Here is a 24,064-nt window from a genome sequence, read left to right on the forward strand (position 1 = left end):
TCACAGCTCGGGGGCGGGCGGCTGCTCGGTTTCCGCGTCCTGTTCCGCGTCCTGCGTACGGAACGCCAGCTGCCCGTCCGCCACGTCCACCGTCACCCGGCCGCCCTCCCCGATCCGGCCGTCGAGGAGCAGCCGGGACAGCCGGTTGTCGACCTCCCGCTGAATGGTGCGGCGCAGCGGCCGGGCGCCGTACTCGGGCTGGAAGCCGCGCTCGGCGAGCCAGTCGACGGCCGCGTCGGTGAACTCCACCCCGATGCCCTGCGCGTGCAGCAGCCGGCGGGTCTTCTCCAGCAGCAGGTCGGTGATCTTCCGCAGCTGGTCCGTGGTGAGCTGGCGGAAGACGACGATCTCGTCGATGCGGTTGAGGAACTCCGGCCGGAAGTGCTCGCGCAGCGGCCGCAGGACCTGCTCGCGTCGCGCCTCCTCGTCGGCCTCGCCGCCACCCGGCCCGAAACCGATACCGGCGCCGCGCCGGATGATCGCCTCGGAGCCGAGGTTGCTCGTCATCACGATCACGGTGTTGGTGAAGTCGACCGTGCGGCCCTGGGAGTCGGTGAGCCGGCCGTCGTCGAGGACCTGGAGCAGGATGTTGAAGACGTCCGGGTGCGCCTTCTCGACCTCGTCCAGCAGGAGCAGTGAGTACGGATGCCTGCGCACCACCTCGGTGAGCTGGCCGGCCTCCTCGTGGCCGACGTAGCCGGGCGGGGCGCCCACCAGTCGGCTGACCGTGTGCCGCTCCTGGTACTCGCTCATGTCGAGCCGGACCATACGCTCCTCGCTGCCGAACAACGCGTCCGCGAGCGCGCGGGCCAGCTCCGTCTTGCCGACACCGGTCGGGCCGAGGAAGAGGAAGCTGCCGATCGGCCGGTCCGGGCTGGACAGTCCGGCGCGGGAGCGCAGCACCGCCTCGGCGACGACACCGACGGCCTCGTCCTGGCCGATCACCCGCTGGTGCAGATGCTTCTCCAGGCCGAGGAGGCGTTCCTTCTCCTCCTGGGTGAGCCGGCTGATCGGAATACCGGTCTGCCGGGACACCACCTCGGCGATGGCCTCCGCCGTCACCTCCAGGTTCAGGCCCTCGTCGGCCGCGTCGTCGCCCGTGGCCTCCGTGATCCGCTGCTTCAACTCGCCGATCCGGTCCCGCAGCTGCGTGGCCTGCTCGTACTGCTCGTCGGCGACCGCCTGGTCCTTGTCACAGGTGAGCTGCTCGACCTCGCGCTCCATCGTCCGTACGTCCGTACCCTTCGTACGGGCGCCGAGCCGCACCCGGGCTCCGGCCTGGTCGATCAGGTCGATGGCCTTGTCGGGCAGCCGGCGGTCGGTGAGGTAGCGGTCGGACAGCTCCACGGCCGCCACCAGCGCCTCGTCGGTGTAGCGGACCTGGTGGTGGGCCTCGTAGCGGTCGCGCAGTCCGCGCAGGATCTCGATCGCGTCCGCGCCGGTCGGCTCCGGCACCAGGATCGGCTGGAACCGGCGGGCCAGCGCCGCGTCCTTCTCGATCCGCCGGTACTCCTCCAGCGTGGTGGCGCCCACGACGTGCAGCTCGCCGCGGGCCAGCGCCGGCTTGAGGATGTTGCCCGCGTCCATCGCACCGCTCTCGCCGCCCGAGCCGGCGCCGACGACGGTGTGCAACTCGTCGATGAAGACGATCAGCTCGTCGGAGTGGGCACGGATCTCGCCCACGATGTTGTTCAGCCGCTCCTCGAAGTCCCCGCGGAACCGGGTGCCGGCGACCACGCCGGTGAGGTCCAGGGAGACCACCCGGCGGCCGCTGAGCACGTCCGGCACGTCCCCGTCGGCGATGCGCTGCGCGAGCCCCTCCACGATGGCGGTCTTGCCGACGCCCGCGTCACCGATGAGCACCGGGTTGTTCTTGCCTCGCCGGGAGAGCACCTCGATGGTCTGCTCGATCTCCTCGTCCCGGCCGATCACCGGGTCGATACGGCCCTGCCGGGCCAGGTCGGTGAGATCGCGGCCGAACTTGTCGAGGGTCGGCGTCGAGGTGAGCCGCGGGCGCGGGCGTTCGGCGAGCGGCGGCTGCACCCCGTCCGGCGCCTCGGGCGGCAGGCCGGTGGGGGCGAAGTGGGCCGAGTGGAGGATGTGGCCGGCGGCGGAGTCGGGGTTGGCGGCCAGGGCGCTGAGCACGTGCTCGGGGCCGATGTAACCGACGCCGTGCGCGCGGGCCAGCTCGTGCGCGTCCAGCAGGGCGCGCTTGACGGCCGGGGTCAGGGAGAGCGAGGTGGGCGGCGGGGCCTCACCCGGCGGGTGCTGGACCGGGCCCGAGCGCTCGTCGATCTCCGTCGCCAGCGAGTCGGGGTCCGCGCCGGCGCGGCTGAGCAGGCTCCGGGTGGGCTCCGCGGCGAGCGCGGCCCGCAGCAGATGCTGCGTGTCCAGGTCCCGGCTGCCGTGCTCGGCTGCGTACATCGCGGCGCCGCGCACCAGCTCCCGGGCCGGCTGACTGAGCAGCCGGCCGATGTCGATCTGCCGGGGACCGGGGCGCGGTCCACCGAAGAAGCGTGCGAGGAATTCTCCGAAGGGGTCCGGGCCGTATCCTTCCGGTCCCGTGAAGCCGCTGGTCATGGCGTTCCGTTCCGGCGTCCCGATGGGGGTCTCCCGGTCCGGACGGAGCCGGGAACCCGGGGGAGTACCGGGACGCGCTCACTGATCGACGTGCACGTCCGGACGCGGGTGCCCGGACGCGGCCGGCTTACGCCTGCGGTGCGTCCCATACGTCCGCTGCCGTCAGGCGGCCCACCACGGCGGCGGGCCAGGTGTACTCGATCTCGTCCAGCACGAGGCCCGAGGCCAGACGCAGCGGGCGCTCTGCCGTGCGCAGGCCGCCCTGGCGCTCGTAGAACACGATCGCACGATCGTTGCCGCGCAGCACCTCCAGGAAGACGTCCCGGCCGGGGCACGCCGACGCGGCCCAGGCGAAGCCGCGGTGCAGGAGGAGGCGACCGAGGCCGGTGCCGACCCGGCCGGGCCGCACATGCAGGTTGTCGACGTGGACACGCCCGTCCGGCGCGGTGTGGAGATTGACGAAGCCGCAGAGCTCCGCTTCGTCGTCTTCCTCGCCCGCTTCGTCTTCCTCGGCGAGCAGCAGACAGTGGCCGGCGTCCGTGGCGGCGACGGCCGTGCGGGAGTGCCACTTCGCACGGTGCTCCTCGGCCAGCGGTCCGTGCAGGTACTCCGCGGGCATGAGGCCGGCGTAGGCGCTGCGCCAGCTGGCCGTGTGCAGGGCGGCGATGCGGTCGGCGTCGGCGGGGGTGCCGGGGCTGATGCGCATGGGGGCGGGGTCCTTGGGGCGGTTCGGGGATTGGGTGGTCGGTGCGGGGCGAGGGCGGCGCAGCTGCCGGAATCCGCCGTCGGCGGATTCCCGCGGTGGGCGGTCAGCGGGCCGTCAGGATGCGGGGGCCCGCCTCCGTGATGGCCACCGTGTGCTCGACGTGGGCCGCGCGGGAGCCGTCGTCCGTGCGCAGTGTCCAGCCGTCGGGGGCCGCGTGATAGCCGTCCCGTCCGCTCGCGACGAGCATGGGCTCGATCGCCAGGACCATGCCGTGGCGCAGGGGAAGGCCGCGGCCGGGGCGGCCCTCGTTCGGGACGGGCGGGTCCTCGTGCATGCGGCGGCCGATGCCGTGGCCCCCGAAGCCGTCCGGGATGCCGTATCCGGCGGCGCGGCACACCGAGCCGATCGCGTGCGCGATGTCGCCGATGCGGTTGCCGACGACGGCCGCCTCGATGGCCGCGGCCAGCGCCCGCTCGGCGGTCTCGATCAGCCGTACGTCCGCCGGGCGCGGGGTGCCCACGACGAAGCTGATCGCCGAGTCGCCCACCCAGCCGCCCAGTTCGGCGCCGAAGTCGGCGGAGAGGAGATCGCCGTCGCGCAGCCGGTAGCCGTCCGGGATGCCGTGCACGATCGCGTCGTTCACGGAGGCGCAGATGACGGCGGGGAAGGGGGTGGGGGCGAAGGAGGGCCGGTAGCCGAGGAACGGCGAGGTCGCGCCCGCCCCGCGCAGCACGTCGTGCGCCAGCGCGTCGAGTTCCAGCAGGGAGACGCCGACGTCGGCAGCCTCGCGCACCGCGGTCAGGGCCCTCGCGACGACCTGGCCGGCCTCGTGCATGGCGTCGATCGAGGTGTCTGTCTTCAGCTCCATCATGCCAATTACTATACCGGTATTAGAATGACGGCATGGTGCGTACCCCCCTGACTCCCGAAGAACGCGAACGCGGCGAGCGGCTCGGCCGGCTGCTGCGTGAGGCCCGCGGCGACCGCAGCATGACGTCGGTCGCGGCGAGCGCAGGCATCTCCGCGGAGACGCTCCGAAAGATCGAGACCGGCCGTGCGCCGACACCGGCGTTCTTCACGGTGGCCGCGCTGGCCCGCGCCCTCGGGCTGTCGATGGACGAGCTGGCGGGGCGGTGCGCGCCGGCCGGGGTGCTCGGGGTCCTGGGGGGACTGGGTGGCCCGGTGGGCCTCGGGGGCTGACGTCACGGCCGGGATCCGCGGCCGCGGAGATCACTGCGTCCACTCCGAAAACTCCCCGTAGTCGTTCTGTAACACGGCTGGTGTTTCCTGCGAAGCGGAGTGTTCCGGTCTGGCGGGAGTTGGGCGATGACAGTGGATCAACTCCCGGTCCGGGTACGGGAGTTCGCGAAGTTCCTGGACGGCGTGCTGGCCCGCCTGGATCAGGACGGCGGCTGGTGCGCGGTGTTCTGGCAGCGCGATCCCGACGGCATGCAGGCCTGTCTCGACGGGCGCGAAGTGCCGCCCTGGGACGTTGTGGAGGCGCTCCTCCATGACCTCGCCGCGGGGTACGGCCCCGAGGTCGCCGCGCCGGAGAAGGAGCGCGCCCGTGCCCTGCACGCCGCCGCGCTCTCGGCGTACGACGCCCGGCCCGGCGGCCGGGACGCCCTCGGCGACCGGCTCGACGTGATGCTCCGCGAACAGCGGTACGCCGCCGAACGGCAGGCCGAACTCGACCGGTTGCTCGCCGCCGCCACCATCAAGGAGGAGGTCGACGCGTTCCGCCTCGACCTCGCCTGGGCCCGCGACGATCACGAACGCGCCACCGCTCGGTGCGCTGAACTCCGCGCCCGTATTGAGGAGTTGGACCGGCGCGGAGTGGGCGGCCAGGTGCGGGGCGCGCAGGCTGTCCGGCGGCCGGGTGCGGACGCGGAGGCCGGGTACCGGGTCGACGGAGGCCGTCCGCGCGGCGTCGGCCCCCAGTCACTGCCCCGGCAGCGCGACCCACGCGGCGCGGCCCCCTCCGGAGCCGGCTTCCCGAACCCGGAGTACGGCACGACCCGTGAGTACGACGGACCCGGCGCCTCTCGCTCCGAGTACCGCGCCCGCGGCGCCTACGACGGCTCCGAGTACTCCGCCCCAGGCGCGCGCGACGGCTCGGAGTTCCGTGCCCCCGGCGCGCGCGACGGCTCCGAGTACCCCGCCACCGGCGCGCGCGACGGCTCCGAGTACCGCGCCCGCGGCGGCTACGACGCCCCGGGCCCCCAATACGGCGCCCCAGCTCCCGTAACCCCCGAACCGGCCCCCACCGGCACCCCACCCACCGATGTCGCCCCGGTCCCCGCCCCCGCCCCCACCCCCGCCAAGCAGCGCAAGCGGCGCCGTGGCAGTGCCCGGTTCGCCGGGGTGATCGAGGAGGAGGCCGCCCCCGTCGTCGTACCGCCGGATGCCGTACCGTCCCTGCCCGTGCCGGCCCCGGCCGCCGCCGGCCGCACCCCGCGCGGAGCGCGCTTCGCGGGGGCCGCCGAGACGGTGGAGCGGGTGGAGTCGGAGCAGGCCGAGCCGCTGGACGCGGCAGCCGGGCGGGAGACCGCCGAGACGGTGCAGCGGCTGGTGCGGCTGCGGGCCGAGGGCCGCAGCGGCGAGGCACACGCCCTGCTGGTCGAGGTCACGTACTGGCCGGCCGCCCGCCTCCCGCTGCTCGCCGCCGAGCTCCAGCGCGCCGGGCTCGGCGCCGACTGGGCGACCCTGCTGTGGGAGGCCGCCTCGCTGCCCGCCGACCGGCTGGTCGCCGCCGCCGACGCCCTGGTCGCGGCCGGCCGCAGCGCCGACGGCGAGCAGATGCTGCGGCAGGGCGTCGCACGCCCCGCCGCCGAGATAGGCGAGGCCGTGCTCGCCCTGGCCCACGAGGGCCGCCACCGCGAGGTCCGCGCACTCCTCGACGCGTACGTGCGCGTCCGTACCCCCGAGGAGGCGGCCCGCAGCGTCGCACCGGACCCGCAGTCCCTCGTACCGCTGCTGGTGGCGGCCGCCCAGGGCGTCTCGGACGAGCGCCACTGGGACCTGGTGCACGCCCTGCGGGTGGCCGGTTTCACCGCCTGAGCCGCCGCCTTCGCCACCTGACCGGCCCAGCAGCTCACCCACAGGGGTGTGAAACGCGATCGACTCAGCGGGTTAACGACGATGGTCTTGGCAAGGCCGTCCGGGAGGCTTACGTTCGTCCCTCTACGGCCTGCGTCTACGGGCGTAGAGGCTCTGACGTCCCGTCGAAGGAGCAGCTCATGGCCAACGTCGTACGAGCCGCACTGGTCCAGGCCACCTGGACCGGCGACACCGAGTCCATGGTGGCGAAACACGAGGAACACGCGCGCGAGGCGGCCCGGCAGGGCGCCAAGATCATCGGGTTCCAGGAAGTGTTCAACGCCCCCTACTTCTGTCAGGTCCAGGACCCCGAGCACTACCGCTGGGCCGAGCCGGTCCCCGACGGGCCGACCGTGAGTCGTATGCAGGAGCTCGCCCGCGAGACCGGCATGGTGATCGTCGTCCCCGTCTTCGAGGTCGAGCAGTCCGGCTTCTACTACAACACCGCGGCCGTGATCGACGCCGACGGCACCTTCCTCGGCAAGTATCGCAAGCACCACATCCCGCAGGTCAAAGGCTTCTGGGAGAAGTACTACTTCAAGCCGGGCAACGTGGGCTGGCCCGTCTTCGACACGGCCGTGGGGAAGGTCGGCGTCTACATCTGCTACGACCGCCACTTCCCGGAGGGCTGGCGCCAACTCGGCCTGAACGGCGCCCAGCTCGTCTACAACCCGTCGGCCACCCACCGTGGCCTGTCCGCCTATCTGTGGCAGCTGGAGCAGCCCGCCGCGGCCGTCGCCAACGAGTACTTCATCGCCGCGATCAACCGCGTCGGCCAGGAGGAGTACGGCGACAACGACTTCTACGGCACGAGCTACTTCGTGAACCCGCGCGGCCAGTTCGTGGGCGAGGTCGCCAGCGACACGAAGGAGGAACTCGTCGTCCGCGACCTCGACTTCGACCTGATCGACGAGGTCCGGCAACAGTGGGCCTTCTACCGCGACCGCCGTCCTGACGCCTACGAGGGGCTGGTGCAGCCGTGAACGAGCTCTACGCCCGCCACCGCAACGTCCTCCCGGACTGGCTCGCCCTCTACTACGAGGACCCCCTCGAGATCACCCACGGCGAGGGTCGGCACGTCTGGGACGCCGACGGCAACCGCTACCTCGACTTCTTCGGCGGCATCCTGACCACGATGACCGCGCACGCCCTGCCCGAGGTGACGAAGGCGGTGAGCGAGCAGGCCGGACGGATCATCCACTCCTCCACGCTCTACCTCAACCGGCCGATGGTCGAACTCGCCGAGCGCATCGCCAAGTTGAGTGCCATTCCGGACGCCCGCGTCTTCTTCACCACCTCCGGCACCGAGGCCAACGACACCGCCCTGCTGCTCGCGACGGCATACCGGCGCAGCAACACGATCCTGGCGATGCGCAACAGCTACCACGGCCGCTCCTTCAGCGCCGTCGGCGTCACCGGCAACCGCGGCTGGTCCCCGACCTCCCTGTCGCCGCTGCAGACGCTGTACGTCCACGGAGGTGTGCGCACGCGCGGTCCGTTCGCTCATCTCAGCGACGACGACTTCATCGCGGCCTGTGTCGAGGACCTGAAGGACCTTCTCGGCCACACCCGCCCGCCCGCCGCCCTGATCGCGGAACCCATCCAGGGCGTCGGCGGCTTCACCTCCCCGCCCGACGGCCTGTACGCGGCTTTCCGCGAGGTGCTCCAGGAGCGGGGCATCCTGTGGATCGCCGACGAGGTGCAGACCGGCTGGGGCCGCACGGGCGAGCACTTCTGGGGCTGGCAGGCGCACGCCGACAGCGGCCCGCCGGACCTCGTCACCTTCGCCAAGGGCATCGGCAACGGCATGTCCATCGGCGGGGTCGTCGCCCGCGCCGAGATCATGAACTGCCTCGACGCCAACAGCATTTCGACGTTCGGCGGCACCCAGGTCACCATGGCGGCCGGGCTCGCCAACCTCGGCTACCTCCTCGAACACGACCTCCAGGGCAACGCCCGGCGCGTCGGCGGACTGCTCATCGAACGGCTGCGGGCCGTCGGCGCGCAGGTTCCGGGCGTACGTGAAGTGCGCGGGCGGGGGCTGATGATCGGCGTCGAGCTCGTCAAGCCCGGGACGGACGAGGCCGATCCGCAGGCCGCCTCCGCCGTGCTCGAAGCGGCCCGCGAGGACGGCCTGCTCATCGGCAAGGGCGGCGGACACAACACCAGCGCCCTGCGCATCGCACCGCCGCTCTCCCTCACCGTCGCGGAGGCCGACGAGGGCGCCGCGATCCTCGAACGCGCTCTGAGGAGCACTCGATAACGGGCCTTCGGTAACGCCACAGCAAGGGAACACGCCATGACCACCGCCTTGGAACCCGCCCTGTCGGTCCGCCAGGTCCTCACCCTGGAACGGGTGCTCGCCGGGGAGCCCGAGGTGGTGGCCGGTGCGAGCCAGCTCGACCAGCCCGTGCGCTGGGTGCACGTCGCCGAGGCCGCCGACGTCGGCGTGATGCTCAGCGGCGGCGAGATGGTCCTCACCACCGGAGTGCTGCTCGCCGGCGACGACAGCCTCCAGGCCGAGTACATCCGGTCACTGCACCGCGCCGAGGCAGCCGCCGTCGTCCTCGGACTCGGCCGCGCCTTCCCGGCCCCGCCGGATGTGATGCGCCGCGCCGCCGAGCGCTGCGGACTGCCCATGGTCGTCCTCCACCGGCCCTTCCCCTTCGCCGAGCTGACGGAGGAGGTCCAGTCCCGGCTGGTACGGCGCAAGTTCGCCGCCGTCAGCCTCTCCGAGGCCGTCCGCACGGCCCTCACCGCACTCATCACCGTCGGCGCCCCGCTGCAACACCTGCTCGACGAGATCGCCCACCACAGTGCCTGTCCCGTCGTCGTCACCAACCTCGCCCACCGCGTCCTGGCCACCGCGGGGGAGCGGCCGGCGGTGGACGACGTGCTGCGCGACTGGGAGCGCATCTCCCGGCAGGCCGGCGGCAGCGAGGGCGACGGCTGGATCCGCGCCGAGCTGGGCGGGCGCGGGGAGCGGTGGGGCGGGATCGTGCTGTGCGGCTACCGCGGCGACACCGCCACCGGTCGGCTGCTCGCCGACCGTGCCGCCGAGGCCCTCGTCCTGCACCGCATGCTCGGCGGCGGCTCCGCCCACACCTGGGAGGAGCAGTCCGCACAGAGCCTGCTGACCGACCTGATCAGTGGTGTCGTACCGGCCAGGCAGCTGCTGCCTCGGGCGCGCGCCGCCGGACTGCCGGTCAACCGGCGCACCTTCGTTCCGCTGGTCGTGCGCGACGGCGACCCGGGCCAACTCGACCGGATGCTGCGCCTGCTGGGGCTGCCCGGACTGGTCGCCGAGCTGACCGAGGGAGTCACCGCCGTCCTGCTGAGCCTCGCCCGCGACCAGGACGCCGAGGCGCTCGCGGCGCACTTCGCGGCCCGGCTGCGGACGGAGTCCGGCGCGGCCCGTACGGTCGCCGCGGCCGACGGCCGTATCGCCTGGGACGACGTGCCCGCCGGGCTGCGCGAGGCCCGGCACGTGGCCGACGCGGTGGCCGACTCCGCCACCGCCCTCGACCTCCCGGCCGTCGTCCGCCTGAGGGACGTACACCTGCGCGGGCTGATCCGGCTGCTGCGGGACGATCCGCATGTGCAGTCCTTCGCGGAGCGGGAGCTGAACGGGCTGCTGTGCGGGGCCGACGAGGACCTGCTGTCCGTGCTGCGGACGTACCTCGCCACCGGCCGCAACAAGTCCCGCACCGCCCAGCTCCACCACGTCTCCCGGCCCGCGCTGTACCGCCGCCTGGAGGCGATACAGGCGCGGCTCGGTGTCGACCTCGACGACTTCGAGCAGGCGGCCTCGGTGCACATCGCGCTCCTCGCGCATGACGCGCAACAGCGGTGAAACATGCGACGACCTGGGAAAACGGCGGTGAAACATGGGCCCACGACAGGGTGACACCGTGACACGTCGGGCGCCCGCAGACGTGACACCGTGCAACTCAAAGCCTGTTTTCGGACTTCCTAGTCTTCTCGCACACCGAGCGACCGGAGGTCCCGATGAGCACAGTGATCCGTGCCGCCCTCTTCCAGACCGCCTGGACCGGCGACAAGGAGTCGATGATCCAGGTACACGAGCAGGCGGCCCGCGACGCGGCCGCGCAGGGTGCTCAAGTCCTGTGCTTCCAGGAGCTTTTCTACGGACCGTACTTCTGCCAGGTCCAGGACAAGGCGTTCTACGAGTACGCCGAGCAGATCCCCGACGGCCCCATCGTCACGCGCTTCCAGGCGCTCGCCAGGGAACTGGGCCTCGTCCTGATCCTGCCGATGTACGAGGAGGAGCAGCCCGGCGTCCTCTACAACACCGCCGCCGTGATCGACGCGGACGGTTCGTACCTCGGCAAGTACCGCAAGCACCACATCCCGCAGGTCCCCGGATTCTGGGAGAAGTTCTACTTCCGCCCCGGGAACAGCGGCTGGCCGGTCTTCGACACGGCCGTCGGCAGGATCGGCGTCTACATCTGCTACGACCGGCACTTCCCGGAGGGCTGGCGCGCACTGGGTCTGGAGGGCGCGGAGATCGTCTTCAACCCGTCTGCCACCTCGCGCGGCCTGTCCGGCTATCTGTGGCAGCTGGAGCAGCCGGCGGCGGCCGTCGCCAACGAGTACTTCGTCGGCGCCATCAACCGGGTCGGCGTCGAGGAGCTCGGCGACAACGACTTCTACGGGACCTCGTACTTCGTGGACCCGGAGGCACAGTTCGTCGGCGAGGTGGCCTCCGACAAGGAGACCGAACTCGTCGTCCGGGACCTGGACCTGGCCAAGCTGCGCGAGGTCCGCGACCGCTGGCAGTTCTTCCGGGACCGCCGTCCGGACGCGTACGCCCCACTGACCGCTCCCTGACCGACGCCCTGAGCTTTTCACAGGTCCGGTGCACGGGGTTCGGGCCTGCGGGGCACCAGGAGCCTTCAGCAACGTCCGTCACAAGGAGAGAGGGAGCAATGAGCAGCCGTACCGTCATCCGTGGCGGTCTCGTCATCACCGCGTCCGACAAGACCCACGCCGACGTCCTGATCGAGGACGGCCGTGTCGCCGCCCTCGCCGCCTCCGGCACCTTCGAGACCGGCACCCGGGCCGCCGCCTGGGGCGGTACGACGACGATCGTCGACTTCGCGGTGCGGAGCGTGGGGCGCACCCTGCGCGAGGGCCTGGGCACCTGGCACGCCAAGGCCGAGGGCAACTGCGCCAGCGGAAGTGACCAGGAATTTTCTACCGCTGGGTGCGGGTGAGGCGGTGGACGGCGGCACAGCCGCCACAGCGCCCGGCCCTGGCGTCCCACCGTCACCGGCCGGGCGCCCGGACTTGGACCGACGAGACGACACGAAACACGAGCAGCCCGGAGCAGGAGGGCCCGAACAATGACCCGCACACTGATCACCGGCGGCCTGGTCATCACGGCCGCCGAGGAAATGCACGCAGACGTACTGATCGAGGGCGGCCGGGTCGCGGCCTTGGCGGCGCCGGGCAGCCAGCAATGGACGGCGGACCGCGTCATCGACGCGTCGCAGAAATACGTCATTCCCGGCGGCGTCGACGCGCACACGCACATGGAAATGCCTTTCGGTGGGACTTTCGCCTCCGATACCTTCGAGACCGGCACGCGTGCCGCTGCCTGGGGCGGCACGACCACGATCATCGACTTCGCGGTCCAGTCGAAAGGCAGCTCGCTGCGGGCCGGCCTGGACGCGTGGCATGAAAAGGCCGAGGGGAACTGCGCGATCGACTACGCGTTCCACATGATCGCGTCGGACGTGAACGAGTCGACGCTGAAGGAAATGGACGGGCTCGTCGAAGAGGGCGTGACCTCGTTCAAATTGTTTATGGCGTATCCAGGAGTCTTCTATTCGGATGACGGCCAGATTCTGCGAGCCATGCAACGGGCCGGGGAAAACGGCGGGCTGATCATGATGCACGCCGAGAACGGCATCGCGATCGACGTTCTCGTCGAGCAGGCGGTCGCCCGTGGTGAAACCGACCCGCGTTATCACGGTGAGGTCAGAAAGGCCCTTCTCGAAGCCGAGGCGACCTACCGCGCGATCAAGCTGGCTCAGGTCGCGGGTGCACCGCTCTACGTGGTGCATGTGTCGGCGGCGGAAGCAGTCGCGGAATTGACGCGTGCGCGGGACGAGGGGCTGAACGTCTTCGGCGAGACATGCCCGCAGTATCTGTTCCTGTCGACGGACAACCTGGCCGAGCCGGATTTCGAGGGCGCGAAGTACGTGTGCTCGACACCGCTGCGGCCGAAGGAACATCAGGCGGCACTGTGGCGAGGCCTGCGCTCGAACGACCTCCAGGTGGTGTCCACCGACCACTGCCCGTTCTGCTTCGTCGGCCAGAAGGAACTGGGCCGGGGGGACTTCTCCAAGATCCCCAACGGCCTGCCCGGCGTGGAGAACCGGATGGACCTACTTCACCAGGCGGTAGTGGACGGGCACATCTCGCGTCGTCGGTGGATCGAGATCGCCTGTGCCACTCCGGCGCGCATGTTCGGTCTGTATCCGCAGAAGGGGACGATCGCGCCGGGGGCGGACGCGGACATCGTGATCTACGACCCGCACGCCGAACAGATCCTGTCTGCCGAGACGCACCACATGAACGTCGATTACTCGGCATACGAAGGCAAGCGGTTGACCGGCCGTGTGCAGACGGTGCTCTCGCGCGGCGAAGTCGTCATCTCCGAGCGGGAGTACACCGGGCGCGCGGGCCATGGTGCCTACACGCCGCGATCCACCTGTCAGTACCTGAACTAGCAGACCGCTCCGGCGGTGTCCCGGGCGCGCGCCGGCCGACCCGTGTCGGCGCGCGCCCCTCATGCCGGCGGTCTGACGGGCGCCGTTCACCTGGCGCTGGGCTGCTGGTTCGAACGTGATCAGTAAGGGGCCTTCCATGGACTTCGGACTTGTTCTGCAGACCGACCCCCCGGCTTCGAGGGTCGTGGAGTTGATGAAGCGTGCGGAGGGGGCCGGCTTCACGTACGGCTGGACCTTCGACTCGGCCGTGCTGTGGCAGGAGCCGTTCGTCATCTACAGCCAGATCCTCGCGCAGACCGAGCGGTTGAAGGTCGGCACGATGGTGACCAATCCCGGCACCCGCACCTGGGAGGTGACGGCGTCGACCTTCGCCACGCTGAACGACATGTTCGGCAACCGCACGGTCTGCGGGATCGGGCGCGGTGACTCGGCGATGCGGGTGGCCGGCCGCAAGCCCAACACCCTGGCCCGCATCAGCGACGCGATGCGGGTGATCCGGGCGCTGGGGCGGGGTGAGGAGGCCGACCTCGGCGGCGGGGCGGTCGTACGGTTTCCGTGGATCAAGCCGGGGGCGGAACTCCCGGTGTGGATGGCCGCGTACGGGCCCAAGGCGCTGAAGATGACGGGGGAGGAGGCCGACGGGTTCATCCTCCAGCTCGCCGACCTCTACCTGACCGAGTACATGGTCAAGGCCGTCAAGGACGCGGCCGTCGCCGCCGGACGCGACCCGTCCGACGTCAGGATCTGCGTCGCCGCCCCCGCGTACGTCACCGAGGACGACTCGCCCGAGGCGCTCGCCCACGCGCGCGAGCAGTGCCGCTGGTTCGGCGGCATGGTCGGCAACCATGTGGCGGACCTGGTGTCCAAGTACGGCGAGCACTCCGCCGCCGTACCCGACGAACTCACCGACTACATCAAGGCGCGCGAGGGGTACGACTACTCCCACCACGGACGTGCCGACAACCCCGACACCGCGTTCGTGCCCGACGAGATCGTCGACCGGTTCTGCCTCATCGGCCCGGTCGAGAAGCACATCGAGAAGCTGAACGCGCTGCGTGAGCTGGGCGTCGACCAGTTCGCCGTCTACGACATGCACGACGCGAAGGAGAAGGTCATCGACGCGTACGGGCAGGACGTCATCCCCGCGCTGAACGCATGACAGCACCCTTAGTGGCACCCGCGGCGCTACTCGCAACACCCGCACACAGCACGGCAGTTCACGGCACCCGCACGGTCGTCATCCCACCTTCCCCTCCGTAGAACGGACTGCCCATGACCGACACCGCTCCACCGCCGTCCTCGATACCTGCGGGCCCGGTGGAACTGTCCGCCGACGCCTACCCGGCCGGCAGCCGCTACGCGAATGACGACCTGCGCCCGGTCCCGCTCGCCGAGCGCCGCTGGACGACGTACAACTTCGTGGCGCTGTGGATCGGCATGGCCCACTGCATCCCGTCCTGGACGCTGGCCTCGGGCCTGGTGGCGCTCGGTATGGACTGGAAGCAGGCGGTGCTCACGATCGCCCTCGCGAACGTGATCGTGCTGCTGCCGATGCTGCTGACCGGTCACGCCGGCCCGAAGTACGGCATCCCGTTCCCGGTCCTCGCCCGCGCCTCGTTCGGCGTCCGGGGCGCCAACCTGCCCGCGCTGGTGCGGGCGGCCGTGGCCTGTTGCTGGTTCGGCATCCAGACCTGGATCGGCGGCCAGGGCATCTTCGTGCTCCTGGGCAAGATCTTCGGTGGGTGGGCGGACGCCGGGAAGGTCGGCGGCTACCCGTGGACGCTCTGGCTGTGCTTCGTGATCTTCTGGGTGCTCGAACTGGCCATCATCTACCGGGGCATGGAGACCCTGCGGCGCTTCGAGAACTGGGCGGCTCCGTTCGTCCTGGTCGGTGCGCTGGTGCTGCTGGTGTGGATCGCGAACAAGGCGGGCGGGTTCGGCCCGCTGCTGGACGAGCCGTCGAAGCTCGGCTGGGGTTCGGACTTCTGGAAGGTCTTCTTCCCCGGTCTGATGGGCATGATCGGCTTCTGGTCGACCCTGTCGCTGAACATCCCCGACTTCACCCGCTTCGGGAAGGGCCAGCGAGCCCAGGTGTGGGGCCAGACGCTGGGTCTGCCCACGACCATGACGCTGTTCGCGCTCCTCTCCGTCCTCGTCACCTCCGGTTCGCAGGAGGTGTACGGGGCGGCGATCTGGGACCCGGTCGAGCTGGCGGGCAAGACCGACAACGTGTTCGGCCTCTTGTTCGCGCTGATCACCGTGTTCGTCGCGACCCTCTCCGTGAACATCGCGGCGAACGTGGTCTCACCCGCGTACGACCTGGCGAACCTTGCCCCCAAGCTCATCAACTTCCGTACCGGCGCGATCATCACGGGCGTCGTCGGTGTGATCGTCATGCCGTGGAAGCTGATCTCGTCGCCCGAGCTGTACATCTTCACCTGGCTCGGCGTGGTCGGTGGACTCCTCGGCACGGTCGCCGGGATCCTGATCGCCGACTACTGGATCGTGCGCCGCACCGAGCTGCACCTGGCCGACCTGTATGTGGCCGGGGGCCGGTACTGGTACTCGGGCGGCTGGAACTGGCGGGCCGTGGCCGCGTTCGTGGTGGGCGGACTCCTCGCCGTGGGGGGCTCGTACTCGACGCTCGACGCGGACGGCAACAAGGCGGGCCCGTTCCCCGTCGACGGCCTGATCCCCTTCCTCAAGCCCCTCGCCGACTACGGCTGGGCCGTCGGCCTCGGCTCATCCCTCGTCGTTTACCTCGCGCTGATGGCCGGCAGACGGGACCCGGAGGGCGCCACCGGCACCGCGTGAGGTTCTGGGTGACGCCGCGGGGCACAGTGCAGCGCGGCCCTGCCCGCCGCGCAGCGCAGGCTGGGCAGACCGGCCGTCTGCGCGGCGCGCGTTGCCTGGTGAACAGAACCCGGGCGTTCAGCCCGACTCGTCTGCCGCCACCTGCGGCTTTGCCTGGAGAGGGCCTCTGACCTGCGTCGGAGGCCCTTTCCGATCTTTCAGGGGCTTGCTCCGTCAATGCTGTGACCGGGAAGGTTCGCCGGGTTGAGTAGGCTGAGCCGCTGCGGTGCGGGAGAGCGGGGATGACGCGGAGGCCGTCGACAAGCGAGGCCGTGGGGCGGAGGGCGTATGAGTGGCCGACGGCTGCACGGATGTCTTGGTTCGGTGGTTGTGCTGGCCGTCGCTCTGCTGACGGCCATGCTTCTGGGGAGGGCATGGAGCGCCTGCGACGCAGGGGTGAACAGTTCGGCCAACGGTGGCTTTCTCCTCCTGATCTTCATCCCCGTTCTCTGGGTCGTTCTGATGCTTGTCTGGCTGGGCGCTGGGGCCTTTTTGGGAGAGCGGCCTCTGGTCCGCGCCTTTGTCCTCGGGGTGCTGATGCTCACCGTTTCCTGGTGTGCCATCTCGCTTTTCTGGGGTGGCGATACCTATCACTGCCCCAGCGGTGTGCCGTCGTGGTGGCCGGACTTCGTCCCGGCTCCAGGATTCTGAAAGAGCGTTTTGTTCCGGCGAGGTTGTCGGTTCGAGGTTCGGACGTTGCGTCAGTTCGGGGTGGATTCGCGGGTGAGTCGTCGGCTCATGAGGTCGATCATCGCGACATGGATTATGGCTTCGACGTGGATTATGGCTTCGGAGCGCTGTGGTGGGTCTCGTAGTCGTGGTGATCGACGAGGATCTGGGGGTGCCCGCGTACGGTCCGTTCGTGCGGTACTCGCACTCTGAATGGCTGCAAGCCTTTGCCCTCGACGGCGCTGCATGACCGGCAGTGCAGACCGCTCGCGTGGGCGGCGGGGCCGTGCCGCTTGCGCAGGGCATCAGCGTGCGCCCAGCCGCACCTCACCCCCTCGTATCCTGGCCCGATGCACCAGCCCACCACCTCCCGAACCGTCCGCCCATGACCGCCGGATCCCCCGGAAGCGGTACCGGGGACGGCGTGTCGTCGGGGGTCACCTTGCGGGAGATCCTCGTCCAGGACGAGGACGGCATCCTCCATCTCGTCCTCGCGCCGTCCGGTCAGGACGACACGGTCGTGCACGGAGTGATCATCGGCGAGGAGGACGCGGCGCGGCCGTATGCCGGGCACCTCGTGCTCGCGGCGGGGCTGCGGCCGGACGCCGTGAGCGCCCCGGACATTGTGCGGGAGGCGGCCCGGCGGGGGGCCGTCGCCGTCGTCCTGCGCAGTGGCGGCGGGGACAGCATGCCCGAGCCGGTGCTCGCCGCCGCGCGGGAGAGCGGGATCGCGCTGCTGTCCCGCGCCGAGTGGGCCGAGTGGGGCGACACCCTGGAGCTGGTGCGGTCCGCGCTCGCGTTCGGCGCGGTCGGCAGCCAGGACAGCCTGGCCGAGGGCGCCGCCGGTGGCGGTCTCGCCGTGCTCGCGTCGGTCGTCGCCCGCTACTGCCGGGCGTCCATCACGGTGGAGGACACCCAGTTCCGGGTCCTCGCCCACTCCGCGACCAGCGCCGACGCCGACGGACTGCGCCAGTCGACCATCCTGGGTGGCCGGGTTCCCGAGTGGAGGGTCGCCGAGCTGCGCCGCAGCGGACTGCTGCGCGCCCTGTGGAGCTCCCGAGACGTCATCCACCGCCCCGCCGACGAGACCGACCCCGAGCGTCTGGTCGTCGCCATCCGCGGCGGCGGCGAGGTCCTCGGATCCATCTGGGCCGCGGCCGACGGGGGACAGCTCTCGCCGGACGCTGCGCAGGTGCTGCGGCGCGCCGCGGAGATCGCCGTGCCGTACCTGCTGCAGCACCGGCTGCGGGGGAGTAGCAGCCGTCGGCGCCAGGCACACGCCCTGCGCGGTCTGCTGCTCGGCGAGGGCGACCGCCACTCCCACATGTGGTCGCTGGAACTCGCCCCCGACGTGCCCTGCGCCGTCGTCGTCGCCGAACGGGACCGCGCGTCGGGACCCGCCGCGGTACGCACTTTGCAGGCCCTCGCCCTCCAGGCCGCCGCGCACCGTGCCACTGCCCGCGTCTGGCGCGAGAGCCACCGGCTGACCGTCCTGCTGCCGGTCCCGGACGGCGACGAGCGCGACGCCGCGCACCTTGCCCGCGAACTCGATTCCCTCGCCGCGGCCATGCCCGACGCCCCGGCCGTCTGGGTCGGCGCCGGGACGCTGGCCGTCTCTCCGTCCGGCGCCGCCGACTCCTACGACGAGGCGCTCCTGGTCGTCCGGGCCTTGCGGGAACGGGAGGCTCGCGCGGTCCCGCCCAACAGCTCCGGGTCCACCGGGGGGCGAGCGGAGCAGCGGGGGCCGATCCGGCACGCGGGACCGGGCGACGTGGGGCAGACCGTGGCCGTACTGCGGGTCCTCGACGCGATCCGGCCGCTGTGGGAACGGTACGGCGGCCCCGTCCACGAGATGGTGACCACCGATCTCGCCGCCGGGGGCGAACTGGTGCGCTCGCTCACCGCCTACCTGGACGCGGCGGGCGACATGTCCCGGGCGGCCCAGCGTCTCGTCCTGCACCCCAACACCCTGCGCTACCGGCTGCGCCGGGTCCGCGAACGCTTCGGCATCGACCTCGACGACCCCGACACACGGCTCGTGGTCACGCTGGCGGTGCGCCTTGCCGGGAGCGATGCACCGGGCCACCACGAGTACGAGGGGTTCTGACGGTGTTGGTCTGCGTGTAAGGGGATTCCTCCGGGCTCGTCACCCTTTTCGGAGTGGCTGACAAAAAATCCGTGATCCTTTGTGTCGTACTACGAAGACGTCGACCGGCCCCGGGGAACATCCTCTTGTCACTCCCTCAAACGTGACGAAGGCTCCCCGTGACCCTGAACAGCGACGTCCCCCTGGACTTCTGCCCGCAGCCCACCACCGACGGCGCCGCTCTCCGCTCGGCCGAACGCGTCGGCACCGTCCTGCGCCACGCGCTCGACCACGGCCTGCTCGGGACCTCCCAGCCCGTCGCCGCATTCCTCGACATCGACGGAATCCGGGCGTCGGTCGCCTCCCTGCAGGCCGCCTTCGCCACCGTCCCCGAGGTGCTGCACACCTTCGCCGCCAAGGCCGCCTCTCTCGTCCCGGTGCTGCGGCTTCTCGCCGGCCTGGGCATGGGCTGCGAGGTCGCGAGCCCCGGCGAGCTGCGGCTGGCCCGGGACGCGGGATTCGCGCCGTCCCGTATCGTCCTCGACTCGCCGGCCAAGACCCGCGAGGAGATCGCCGAGGCGCTCGCACTGGGCATCGCTCTCAACGCCGACAACCTCGACGAACTGGACCGCATCGACACGCTCCGGCCCGCCGACTGCGCGTCCGTCATCGGGCTGCGCGTCAACCCGCAGGTCGGCGGCGGCACCATCGGCGCGATGAGCACCGCCACCGCCACCTCCAAGTTCGGGGTCGCCCTGCGCGACGCGGGCGGGCGTGACCGTGTCGTCCAGGCCTTCGTCCGACGGCCCTGGCTGACCCGGCTGCACGCGCACGTCGGCTCCCAGGGCTGCCCGCTGGAGCTGATCGCCGAGGGCATCGCGGAGACGTACCGCCTGGCGGAGGAGATCAACGCCACGGTCGGCCGACAGCAGATCACCAGCCTGGACATCGGCGGCGGTCTGCCGGTCAACTTCACCGACGACGACGTGCGCCCCACCTTCGACGACTACACCCGTGCCCTACGGGCCGCCGTACCCGGCCTGTTCGAGGGACGCTACGCCCTGGTCACCGAGTTCGGCCGGTCGCTGCTGGCCAAGAACGGGTTCATCGCGGCCCGCGTCGAGTACGCCAAGCAGTCCGGGGGACGCCGTATCGCCGTCACCCACGCGGGTGCGCAGACCGCGACCCGTACCGTTCTCATGCCCGGCTCCTGGCCGCTGCGGGTCGGCGCCTTCGACGCGGAGGGGCGGCCAAGGACCGGTCCGACCGAGGCCCAGGACATCGCCGGGCCCTGCTGCTTCGCGGGCGACATCGTGGCCGAGGGCCGCGACCTGCCGGTCCTGGCCGAGGGCGACTGGGTCGTCCTGTACGACACGGGCGCGTACTACTTCTCCACCCCCTGGGCCTACAACAGCCTGCCCCGCCCCGCCGTGCACGGCTACACGGCGGACGGCGGCGCCGTGCGCCTCGCCCCCGTGCGCGACGCGCAGACGCTCGACGAGATCGCCGCGGAGAGCGGCGCCCGGCACACGGACCGGCTCCTCGCCCTCACCCCGTCCGGCCCCGCCACCACCCGCTGAAACCCGCCACCCGTCGCCGACCAAGGGCTCACCCCCCTCACACCCGCGCACTGAGTTTCCCGTACGACGCCGTTGCCACCCCTCCGTCCCGACGCCCCCGAGGACCAGCCGCGACCACCCCCGCCGCTGAAATCGCCGCTGAACCGCCCCGTATCCCAGGAAGTGAGCTTCATGGCCATGCCCGACCAGACCGGTCCGTACGACGTCCTCATCACCGGCGGCACCGTGATCGACGGAACCGGCGCCGCCCCGCGCCGCGCGGACGTCGGCGTGCGCGCGGACCGGATCGTCCACGTCGGCGACCTGGACCCGACGGCGTCGGCGGCCACGGTGCTGGACGCGACCGGGCTGGTCGTCACCCCGGGCTTCATCGACCTGCACTCCCACGCGGACTTCTCGGTCCTGGCCATGCCCGACGCGGAGGCGTGTCTCCGGCAGGGCGTCACGACCCTGGTCACCGGCAACTGCGGGCTTTCGCCGTTCCCGCTCGCCGCCGCAGAGGCGGCCGCCGACGGCGGTCCGGGCACCCTGGCCGGGGCGCAGTGGCACGACCTCGACGGCTTCGCCGCCGCCGTGGAGGCCGCCCGGCCCGCCCTCAACATCGCCCCGCTGGTGGGACACGGCGCGCTGCGCACGGCGGTGATGGGCGACGCCCGCACCCCAGCGGGTCCCGCGGAACTGGACGCCATGCGCACCCTGCTCGCCACCGCGGCGGCTCAGGGCGTCTTCGGCATGTCGACCGGGCTCATCTACGCCCCGGGCTCCTTCGCCACCACCGCCGAGATCAAGGCGCTCGCCACCGAGGCCGCCCGGCACGGCCTGCTCTACGCCACCCACATGCGCGACGAGGGCGACCGCCTCCTGGAAGCCGTCGCCGAGGCGATCGACGTGGCGACGGCGTCCGGGGTACGGCTCCAGGTCTCCCACCTGAAGGCGATGGGCCCGGCCAACCACGGAAAGGTCGACAAGGCGCTGGCCGCGATCGACGCGGCGGCGGGCGACGACCTGGACGTGGCCTGCGACGTCTACCCCTACACCGCGTCCTCGACCCGGCTCACCTCCCGGCTGCCCGACTGGGCGATGGACGGCGGCCCCGCGGGCCTTCTGCAGCGGCTCGCCGACCCGGACACCCGCGCCCGCGTCCTGGCCGACCTGCGCCCGGCCGTCGGCCGCACGTTCCTGCCCGAAGGCGTCGTCCTCGCGATGATGGGTCCCGGCCTCTACAGCGACCGGATCGGCGACAGCATCGCCGACATCGCCCGCGACGAGGGCGTGGAGCCCGCCGAGGCCGTCCTCAACGTCCTGGCCGCACACCGGGGCGAGGTCATGATTGTCAACCATGCCATGGCGGACGACGACGTCGACACCGTGCTGCGCCACCCCGGCAGCGCGGTCGCCAGCGACGGCTGGGTGCTGCACGCCCCCGGCGACGGCCACCCGCACCCCCGCAACTTCGGCACCTTCGCCCGCGTCCTCGGCCGCTACGTCCGTGACCGCGGCGTCCTCGAACTCGCCGACGCCGTACGCAAGATGACGTCCCTGCCCGCCTCCCGCCTGCCCCTGCCCGACCGCGGCACCCTCGCCGCCGGACAGGTCGCCGACCTGGTCGTCCTGGACCCGGAGGAGGTCACCGACCTCGCGACCTTCGCGGACCCCTGGCAGTACGCGACCGGCGTGCGCGACGTCCTGGTGGCAGGCCGGTGCGTGCTCCGGGCCGGCGAGACCACCGACGCCCGCCCGGGTCGGGTCCTGCGCCGCAGCCCCGCCTGTTAGTACTCCAGCCGGACCTCTGTATTTGTGCTGGTCAACGGCCTGGCGGTGGGGAGTGTAGCGGGGGTTTGGCGTGCGCGGGACGGTCTTGGGCCGACCGTCCCACCGACGTGTGCCCGCGCCGCATCGAACAACTCCGCCGCCTGCATGCCTACGGCGTCACGGCGTTGACGCCCTGCGGGCGTCGGCCCGCTCCCATCCGCGTACCTCACATCTGGGACTTCATGGAAGATCACCCTGATGAGCCAAAGTCAGTATCTGGCCCTGGGGAGATCCTGCAGGGCTCCAGAAAGCGCTTTTCGCTGAGCAGGCCCAGAAGGAGGGACGGCCGCTCGGCCTCGGGCAGGTCTGGCGGGATGGCGAGGTCGGGGGCGTGAGGTGATGAATCGACCAGCGGGGTGTCCGGTTTCGTCGCTGCTATCAGAGCCTCCAGGAAGTGTGTACCGCTCTTGCCATGCCGTCTCCTCACGATGCCGCAGTCCTCCGGGTGGGCCAGGGCGGCGGAGACCAGGACCAGCACACCGTTCCGAGCGAGAATTTCGGCTGTCAGCCCAGCACGCCGTACGTCCTCGGCCTCGAGCACGGCCACCTGGTGCCCCGCGCCGCGAAGCAGTTCAGCCAGCGCATGTGCGAGGGGCGTCGTGCCCGACCCCGGTGAACCGGTGAGCCACACCGTCACTCCGCAGTCGCAAGGCTTGGTGTACACGGGCATGTCTGGGCAACCTCACTTCTCAGGGCAGGAGTTGGTTCGGTGCAGGGAGTGGGCGAAGGACCACCAGAGCACGCCGTATGCGATCACGATGGCCGCGATGCACAGGGCGGCATGCTGGGCGTCCATCATGGTGGCGAGGCCCCCTGCCACCAGTTGGCTCGCGCCGAGGGACAGCGTGGAGAACATGAAGTCAACGCTGAGGACGCGCCCGCGGATGGTGTCCGGCGTGGCCGACTGCAGGGCGAAGGACGACAGGGTGGAATTCATGCTTCCCCCGATGTGGGCCGTAACGACCAGCAGGGCGGCCAACGGGAACCACGCGACAGCGGAAAATCCCGCATAGGCCAGGCCGAACGTCAGGGTCGAGGCCAGGGTGAGCAGCCGGATCCGCCCCTCCCGCCCCGACAGCAGCCGTCGGCCCAGAACAGGGCCGATCAGCGCACCCACTCCCCGGGCGGCGTAGAGCAGGCCCACACCGACATCGCCGACGTGGAAGACCGCTGCGCCCAGGGCAGGGAAGAGTGCCAGAACACCGTTGCCCAGGGCGGTTCCCGGCTTGGCCAGTACCAGTGCAGTGATACGGCGGTCCTTGCGGGCGAACGACGCGGTTTCCCGCAGATCATCGCGCACCCGGCCCCGCGCCTGCCCGCGCTGGTGGTCACCGCAGGGCTTTCGCACCCGCTGGACCAGAGCCGCGGAGATGCAGAAGGTGGCCACGTCGAGGGCGAAGCACCAGGATGTGCCGACGGCGGACGCGAGCAGGGCGCCCAGTGAGGCACCCACGGCGAGCATGATCCCCCAGGCGCCGCCGCTGAGCGCATTGGCCGTCAACAGGTCTTGTTTCGGCACCAAGTTGGGCAGTGCGGCGTTCGCGGCCGGCCCGTAGAACGCCTTCACGCCCGCGACACCACCCAGCGCGATCAAGGCGATCCAGGCCGTCGACTCGTCCCTTACGAGGAACAAGGTGGCGATGAAAGCGGCGGAGAGCAGGTCGCACAGGATCATCAGCCGGCGCCGGTCGACGCGGTCGACGATCACTCCGGCGTACGGGGACAGCGCGGCGATGACCAGGGTGTCGGCCGCGAGGACCAGCGCCCCCCACAAAGGGGCGCTGGTCAGCTGCTGGAGCAGCGCGAGCAGCGGGATCATCGCGAACCAGTCGCCGCCGAGGCTGACCAACTGGGACAGGTAGACGCGGCGGAAGTCCGCTTCCTGCCGCAGCAGTTGACCTGCCGACCTCGGCATCGCGGA

The 24,064-nt window shown here is 71.2% G+C and carries 18 protein-coding genes and 1 pseudogene; 14 read left to right on the top strand and 5 right to left on the bottom strand.

The annotated features are described in order from the left end of the window. The 3 genes from ABT114_RS13885 to map form a co-directional block, all read right to left on the bottom strand. Positions 1-2,580: an ATP-dependent Clp protease ATP-binding subunit gene (locus tag ABT114_RS13885; RefSeq protein WP_351142030.1), complete on the bottom strand. Its 2,580-nt coding sequence runs from the start codon at positions 2,578-2,580 to the stop codon at positions 1-3. A 127-nt stretch (positions 2,581-2,707) separates the two neighbouring features. After that, a complete protein-coding gene (locus tag ABT114_RS13890; RefSeq protein WP_351142032.1) occupies positions 2,708-3,286 on the bottom strand; it encodes a GNAT family N-acetyltransferase in 579 nt (192 codons plus the stop codon). Positions 3,287-3,389: 103 nt separating this feature from the next. After that, positions 3,390-4,157, bottom strand: a complete 768-nt coding sequence (gene map, locus ABT114_RS13895) for a type I methionyl aminopeptidase (protein ID WP_351142035.1) — start codon at positions 4,155-4,157, stop codon at positions 3,390-3,392. 32 nt (positions 4,158-4,189) lie between these two features. On the opposite strand from map, the gene ABT114_RS13900 reads away from it, so the two are divergent. From ABT114_RS13900 to ABT114_RS13965, 14 genes and pseudogenes are all read left to right on the top strand, one after another. After that, the gene (locus ABT114_RS13900) at positions 4,190-4,486 is read left to right on the top strand and encodes a helix-turn-helix domain-containing protein (protein WP_351142037.1); all 297 of its coding nucleotides are present in this window, start codon (positions 4,190-4,192) and stop codon (positions 4,484-4,486) included. A gap of 126 nt (positions 4,487-4,612) precedes the next feature. After that, positions 4,613-6,346, top strand: coding sequence for a hypothetical protein (locus ABT114_RS13905; protein WP_351142039.1), 1,734 nt, complete (start codon positions 4,613-4,615; stop codon positions 6,344-6,346). A 179-nt stretch (positions 6,347-6,525) separates the two neighbouring features. Next, positions 6,526-7,368, top strand: coding sequence for a nitrilase-related carbon-nitrogen hydrolase (locus ABT114_RS13910; RefSeq protein WP_351142041.1), 843 nt, complete (start codon positions 6,526-6,528; stop codon positions 7,366-7,368). Then, positions 7,365-8,648 (top strand): aspartate aminotransferase family protein, encoded by a 1,284-nt coding sequence (locus tag ABT114_RS13915; protein ID WP_351142042.1) that lies wholly within the window; start codon positions 7,365-7,367, stop codon positions 8,646-8,648. Before ABT114_RS13910 ends, ABT114_RS13915 begins: the two co-directional genes overlap by 4 nt. 36 nt (positions 8,649-8,684) lie before the next feature. Then, positions 8,685-10,238, top strand: coding sequence for a PucR family transcriptional regulator (locus tag ABT114_RS13920; protein WP_351142044.1), 1,554 nt, complete (start codon positions 8,685-8,687; stop codon positions 10,236-10,238). A gap of 155 nt (positions 10,239-10,393) precedes the next feature. Beyond that, on the top strand, positions 10,394-11,236 hold the full coding sequence (locus ABT114_RS13925; RefSeq protein WP_351142046.1) for a nitrilase-related carbon-nitrogen hydrolase: 843 nt from the start codon (positions 10,394-10,396) through the stop codon (positions 11,234-11,236). Between the two features lie 98 nt (positions 11,237-11,334). Beyond that, positions 11,335-11,580 (top strand): annotated as a pseudogene (locus ABT114_RS13930) (dihydropyrimidinase); the annotation flags it as partial. A 171-nt stretch (positions 11,581-11,751) separates the two neighbouring features. Next, positions 11,752-13,143, top strand: coding sequence for a dihydropyrimidinase (gene hydA, locus ABT114_RS13935; RefSeq protein ID WP_351142049.1), 1,392 nt, complete (start codon positions 11,752-11,754; stop codon positions 13,141-13,143). A 136-nt stretch (positions 13,144-13,279) separates the two neighbouring features. After that, positions 13,280-14,302, top strand: coding sequence for a TIGR03842 family LLM class F420-dependent oxidoreductase (locus tag ABT114_RS13940; RefSeq protein ID WP_351142051.1), 1,023 nt, complete (start codon positions 13,280-13,282; stop codon positions 14,300-14,302). Positions 14,303-14,415: 113 nt separating this feature from the next. Next, positions 14,416-15,957 carry an NCS1 family nucleobase:cation symporter-1 gene (locus ABT114_RS13945; RefSeq protein ID WP_351142053.1) on the top strand — a complete coding sequence of 514 codons (1,542 nt, stop codon included), beginning with the start codon at positions 14,416-14,418 and terminating at the stop codon, positions 15,955-15,957. 363 nt (positions 15,958-16,320) lie between these two features. After that, positions 16,321-16,647: a hypothetical protein gene (locus tag ABT114_RS13950; RefSeq protein WP_351142055.1), complete on the top strand. Its 327-nt coding sequence runs from the start codon at positions 16,321-16,323 to the stop codon at positions 16,645-16,647. 403 nt (positions 16,648-17,050) lie between these two features. After that, complete coding sequence (locus tag ABT114_RS13955; RefSeq protein WP_351142057.1) at positions 17,051-18,772, top strand: PucR family transcriptional regulator; 1,722 nt, start codon at positions 17,051-17,053, stop codon at positions 18,770-18,772. 182 nt (positions 18,773-18,954) lie between these two features. After that, positions 18,955-20,331, top strand: a complete 1,377-nt coding sequence (locus tag ABT114_RS13960; RefSeq protein WP_502988326.1) for a type III PLP-dependent enzyme domain-containing protein — start codon at positions 18,955-18,957, stop codon at positions 20,329-20,331. Between the two features lie 171 nt (positions 20,332-20,502). Continuing rightward, positions 20,503-22,104 carry an N-acyl-D-amino-acid deacylase family protein gene (locus ABT114_RS13965; protein ID WP_351142061.1) on the top strand — a complete coding sequence of 534 codons (1,602 nt, stop codon included), beginning with the start codon at positions 20,503-20,505 and terminating at the stop codon, positions 22,102-22,104. A 229-nt stretch (positions 22,105-22,333) separates the two neighbouring features. Here the strand turns inward: ABT114_RS13965 and ABT114_RS13970 are convergent, their stop codons facing one another. Then, positions 22,334-22,813, bottom strand: coding sequence for an adenylyl-sulfate kinase (locus ABT114_RS13970; RefSeq protein WP_351142063.1), 480 nt, complete (start codon positions 22,811-22,813; stop codon positions 22,334-22,336). 12 nt (positions 22,814-22,825) lie between these two features. Next, on the bottom strand, positions 22,826-24,058 hold the full coding sequence (locus tag ABT114_RS13975; RefSeq protein WP_351142065.1) for an MFS transporter: 1,233 nt from the start codon (positions 24,056-24,058) through the stop codon (positions 22,826-22,828). Between the last annotated feature and the right edge of the window lie 6 nt (positions 24,059-24,064).

It is taken from the genome of Streptomyces sp. NPDC002088, assembly GCF_040296605.1.
Taxonomy (GTDB): domain Bacteria; phylum Actinomycetota; class Actinomycetes; order Streptomycetales; family Streptomycetaceae; genus Streptomyces.

What these genes read in the sequence shown, in the direction of transcription:
- ABT114_RS13975 (WP_351142065.1), bottom strand. Translation starts at nt 24,058, where the DNA reads ATGCCGAGGTCGGCAGGTCAACTGCTGCGGCAGGAAGCGGACTTCCGC.
- ABT114_RS13940 (WP_351142051.1), top strand. Translation starts at nt 13,280, where the DNA reads ATGGACTTCGGACTTGTTCTGCAGACCGACCCCCCGGCTTCGAGGGTC.
- ABT114_RS13970 (WP_351142063.1), bottom strand. Translation starts at nt 22,813, where the DNA reads ATGCCCGTGTACACCAAGCCTTGCGACTGCGGAGTGACGGTGTGGCTC.
- ABT114_RS13905 (WP_351142039.1), top strand. Translation starts at nt 4,613, where the DNA reads ATGACAGTGGATCAACTCCCGGTCCGGGTACGGGAGTTCGCGAAGTTC.
- ABT114_RS13910 (WP_351142041.1), top strand. Translation starts at nt 6,526, where the DNA reads ATGGCCAACGTCGTACGAGCCGCACTGGTCCAGGCCACCTGGACCGGC.
- ABT114_RS13955 (WP_351142057.1), top strand. Translation starts at nt 17,051, where the DNA reads ATGACCGCCGGATCCCCCGGAAGCGGTACCGGGGACGGCGTGTCGTCG.
- map (WP_351142035.1), bottom strand. Translation starts at nt 4,157, where the DNA reads ATGATGGAGCTGAAGACAGACACCTCGATCGACGCCATGCACGAGGCC.
- ABT114_RS13890 (WP_351142032.1), bottom strand. Translation starts at nt 3,286, where the DNA reads ATGCGCATCAGCCCCGGCACCCCCGCCGACGCCGACCGCATCGCCGCC.
- hydA (WP_351142049.1), top strand. Translation starts at nt 11,752, where the DNA reads ATGACCCGCACACTGATCACCGGCGGCCTGGTCATCACGGCCGCCGAG.
- ABT114_RS13885 (WP_351142030.1), bottom strand. Translation starts at nt 2,580, where the DNA reads ATGACCAGCGGCTTCACGGGACCGGAAGGATACGGCCCGGACCCCTTC.
- ABT114_RS13945 (WP_351142053.1), top strand. Translation starts at nt 14,416, where the DNA reads ATGACCGACACCGCTCCACCGCCGTCCTCGATACCTGCGGGCCCGGTG.
- ABT114_RS13920 (WP_351142044.1), top strand. Translation starts at nt 8,685, where the DNA reads ATGACCACCGCCTTGGAACCCGCCCTGTCGGTCCGCCAGGTCCTCACC.
- ABT114_RS13925 (WP_351142046.1), top strand. Translation starts at nt 10,394, where the DNA reads ATGAGCACAGTGATCCGTGCCGCCCTCTTCCAGACCGCCTGGACCGGC.
- ABT114_RS13965 (WP_351142061.1), top strand. Translation starts at nt 20,503, where the DNA reads ATGGCCATGCCCGACCAGACCGGTCCGTACGACGTCCTCATCACCGGC.
- ABT114_RS13900 (WP_351142037.1), top strand. Translation starts at nt 4,190, where the DNA reads ATGGTGCGTACCCCCCTGACTCCCGAAGAACGCGAACGCGGCGAGCGG.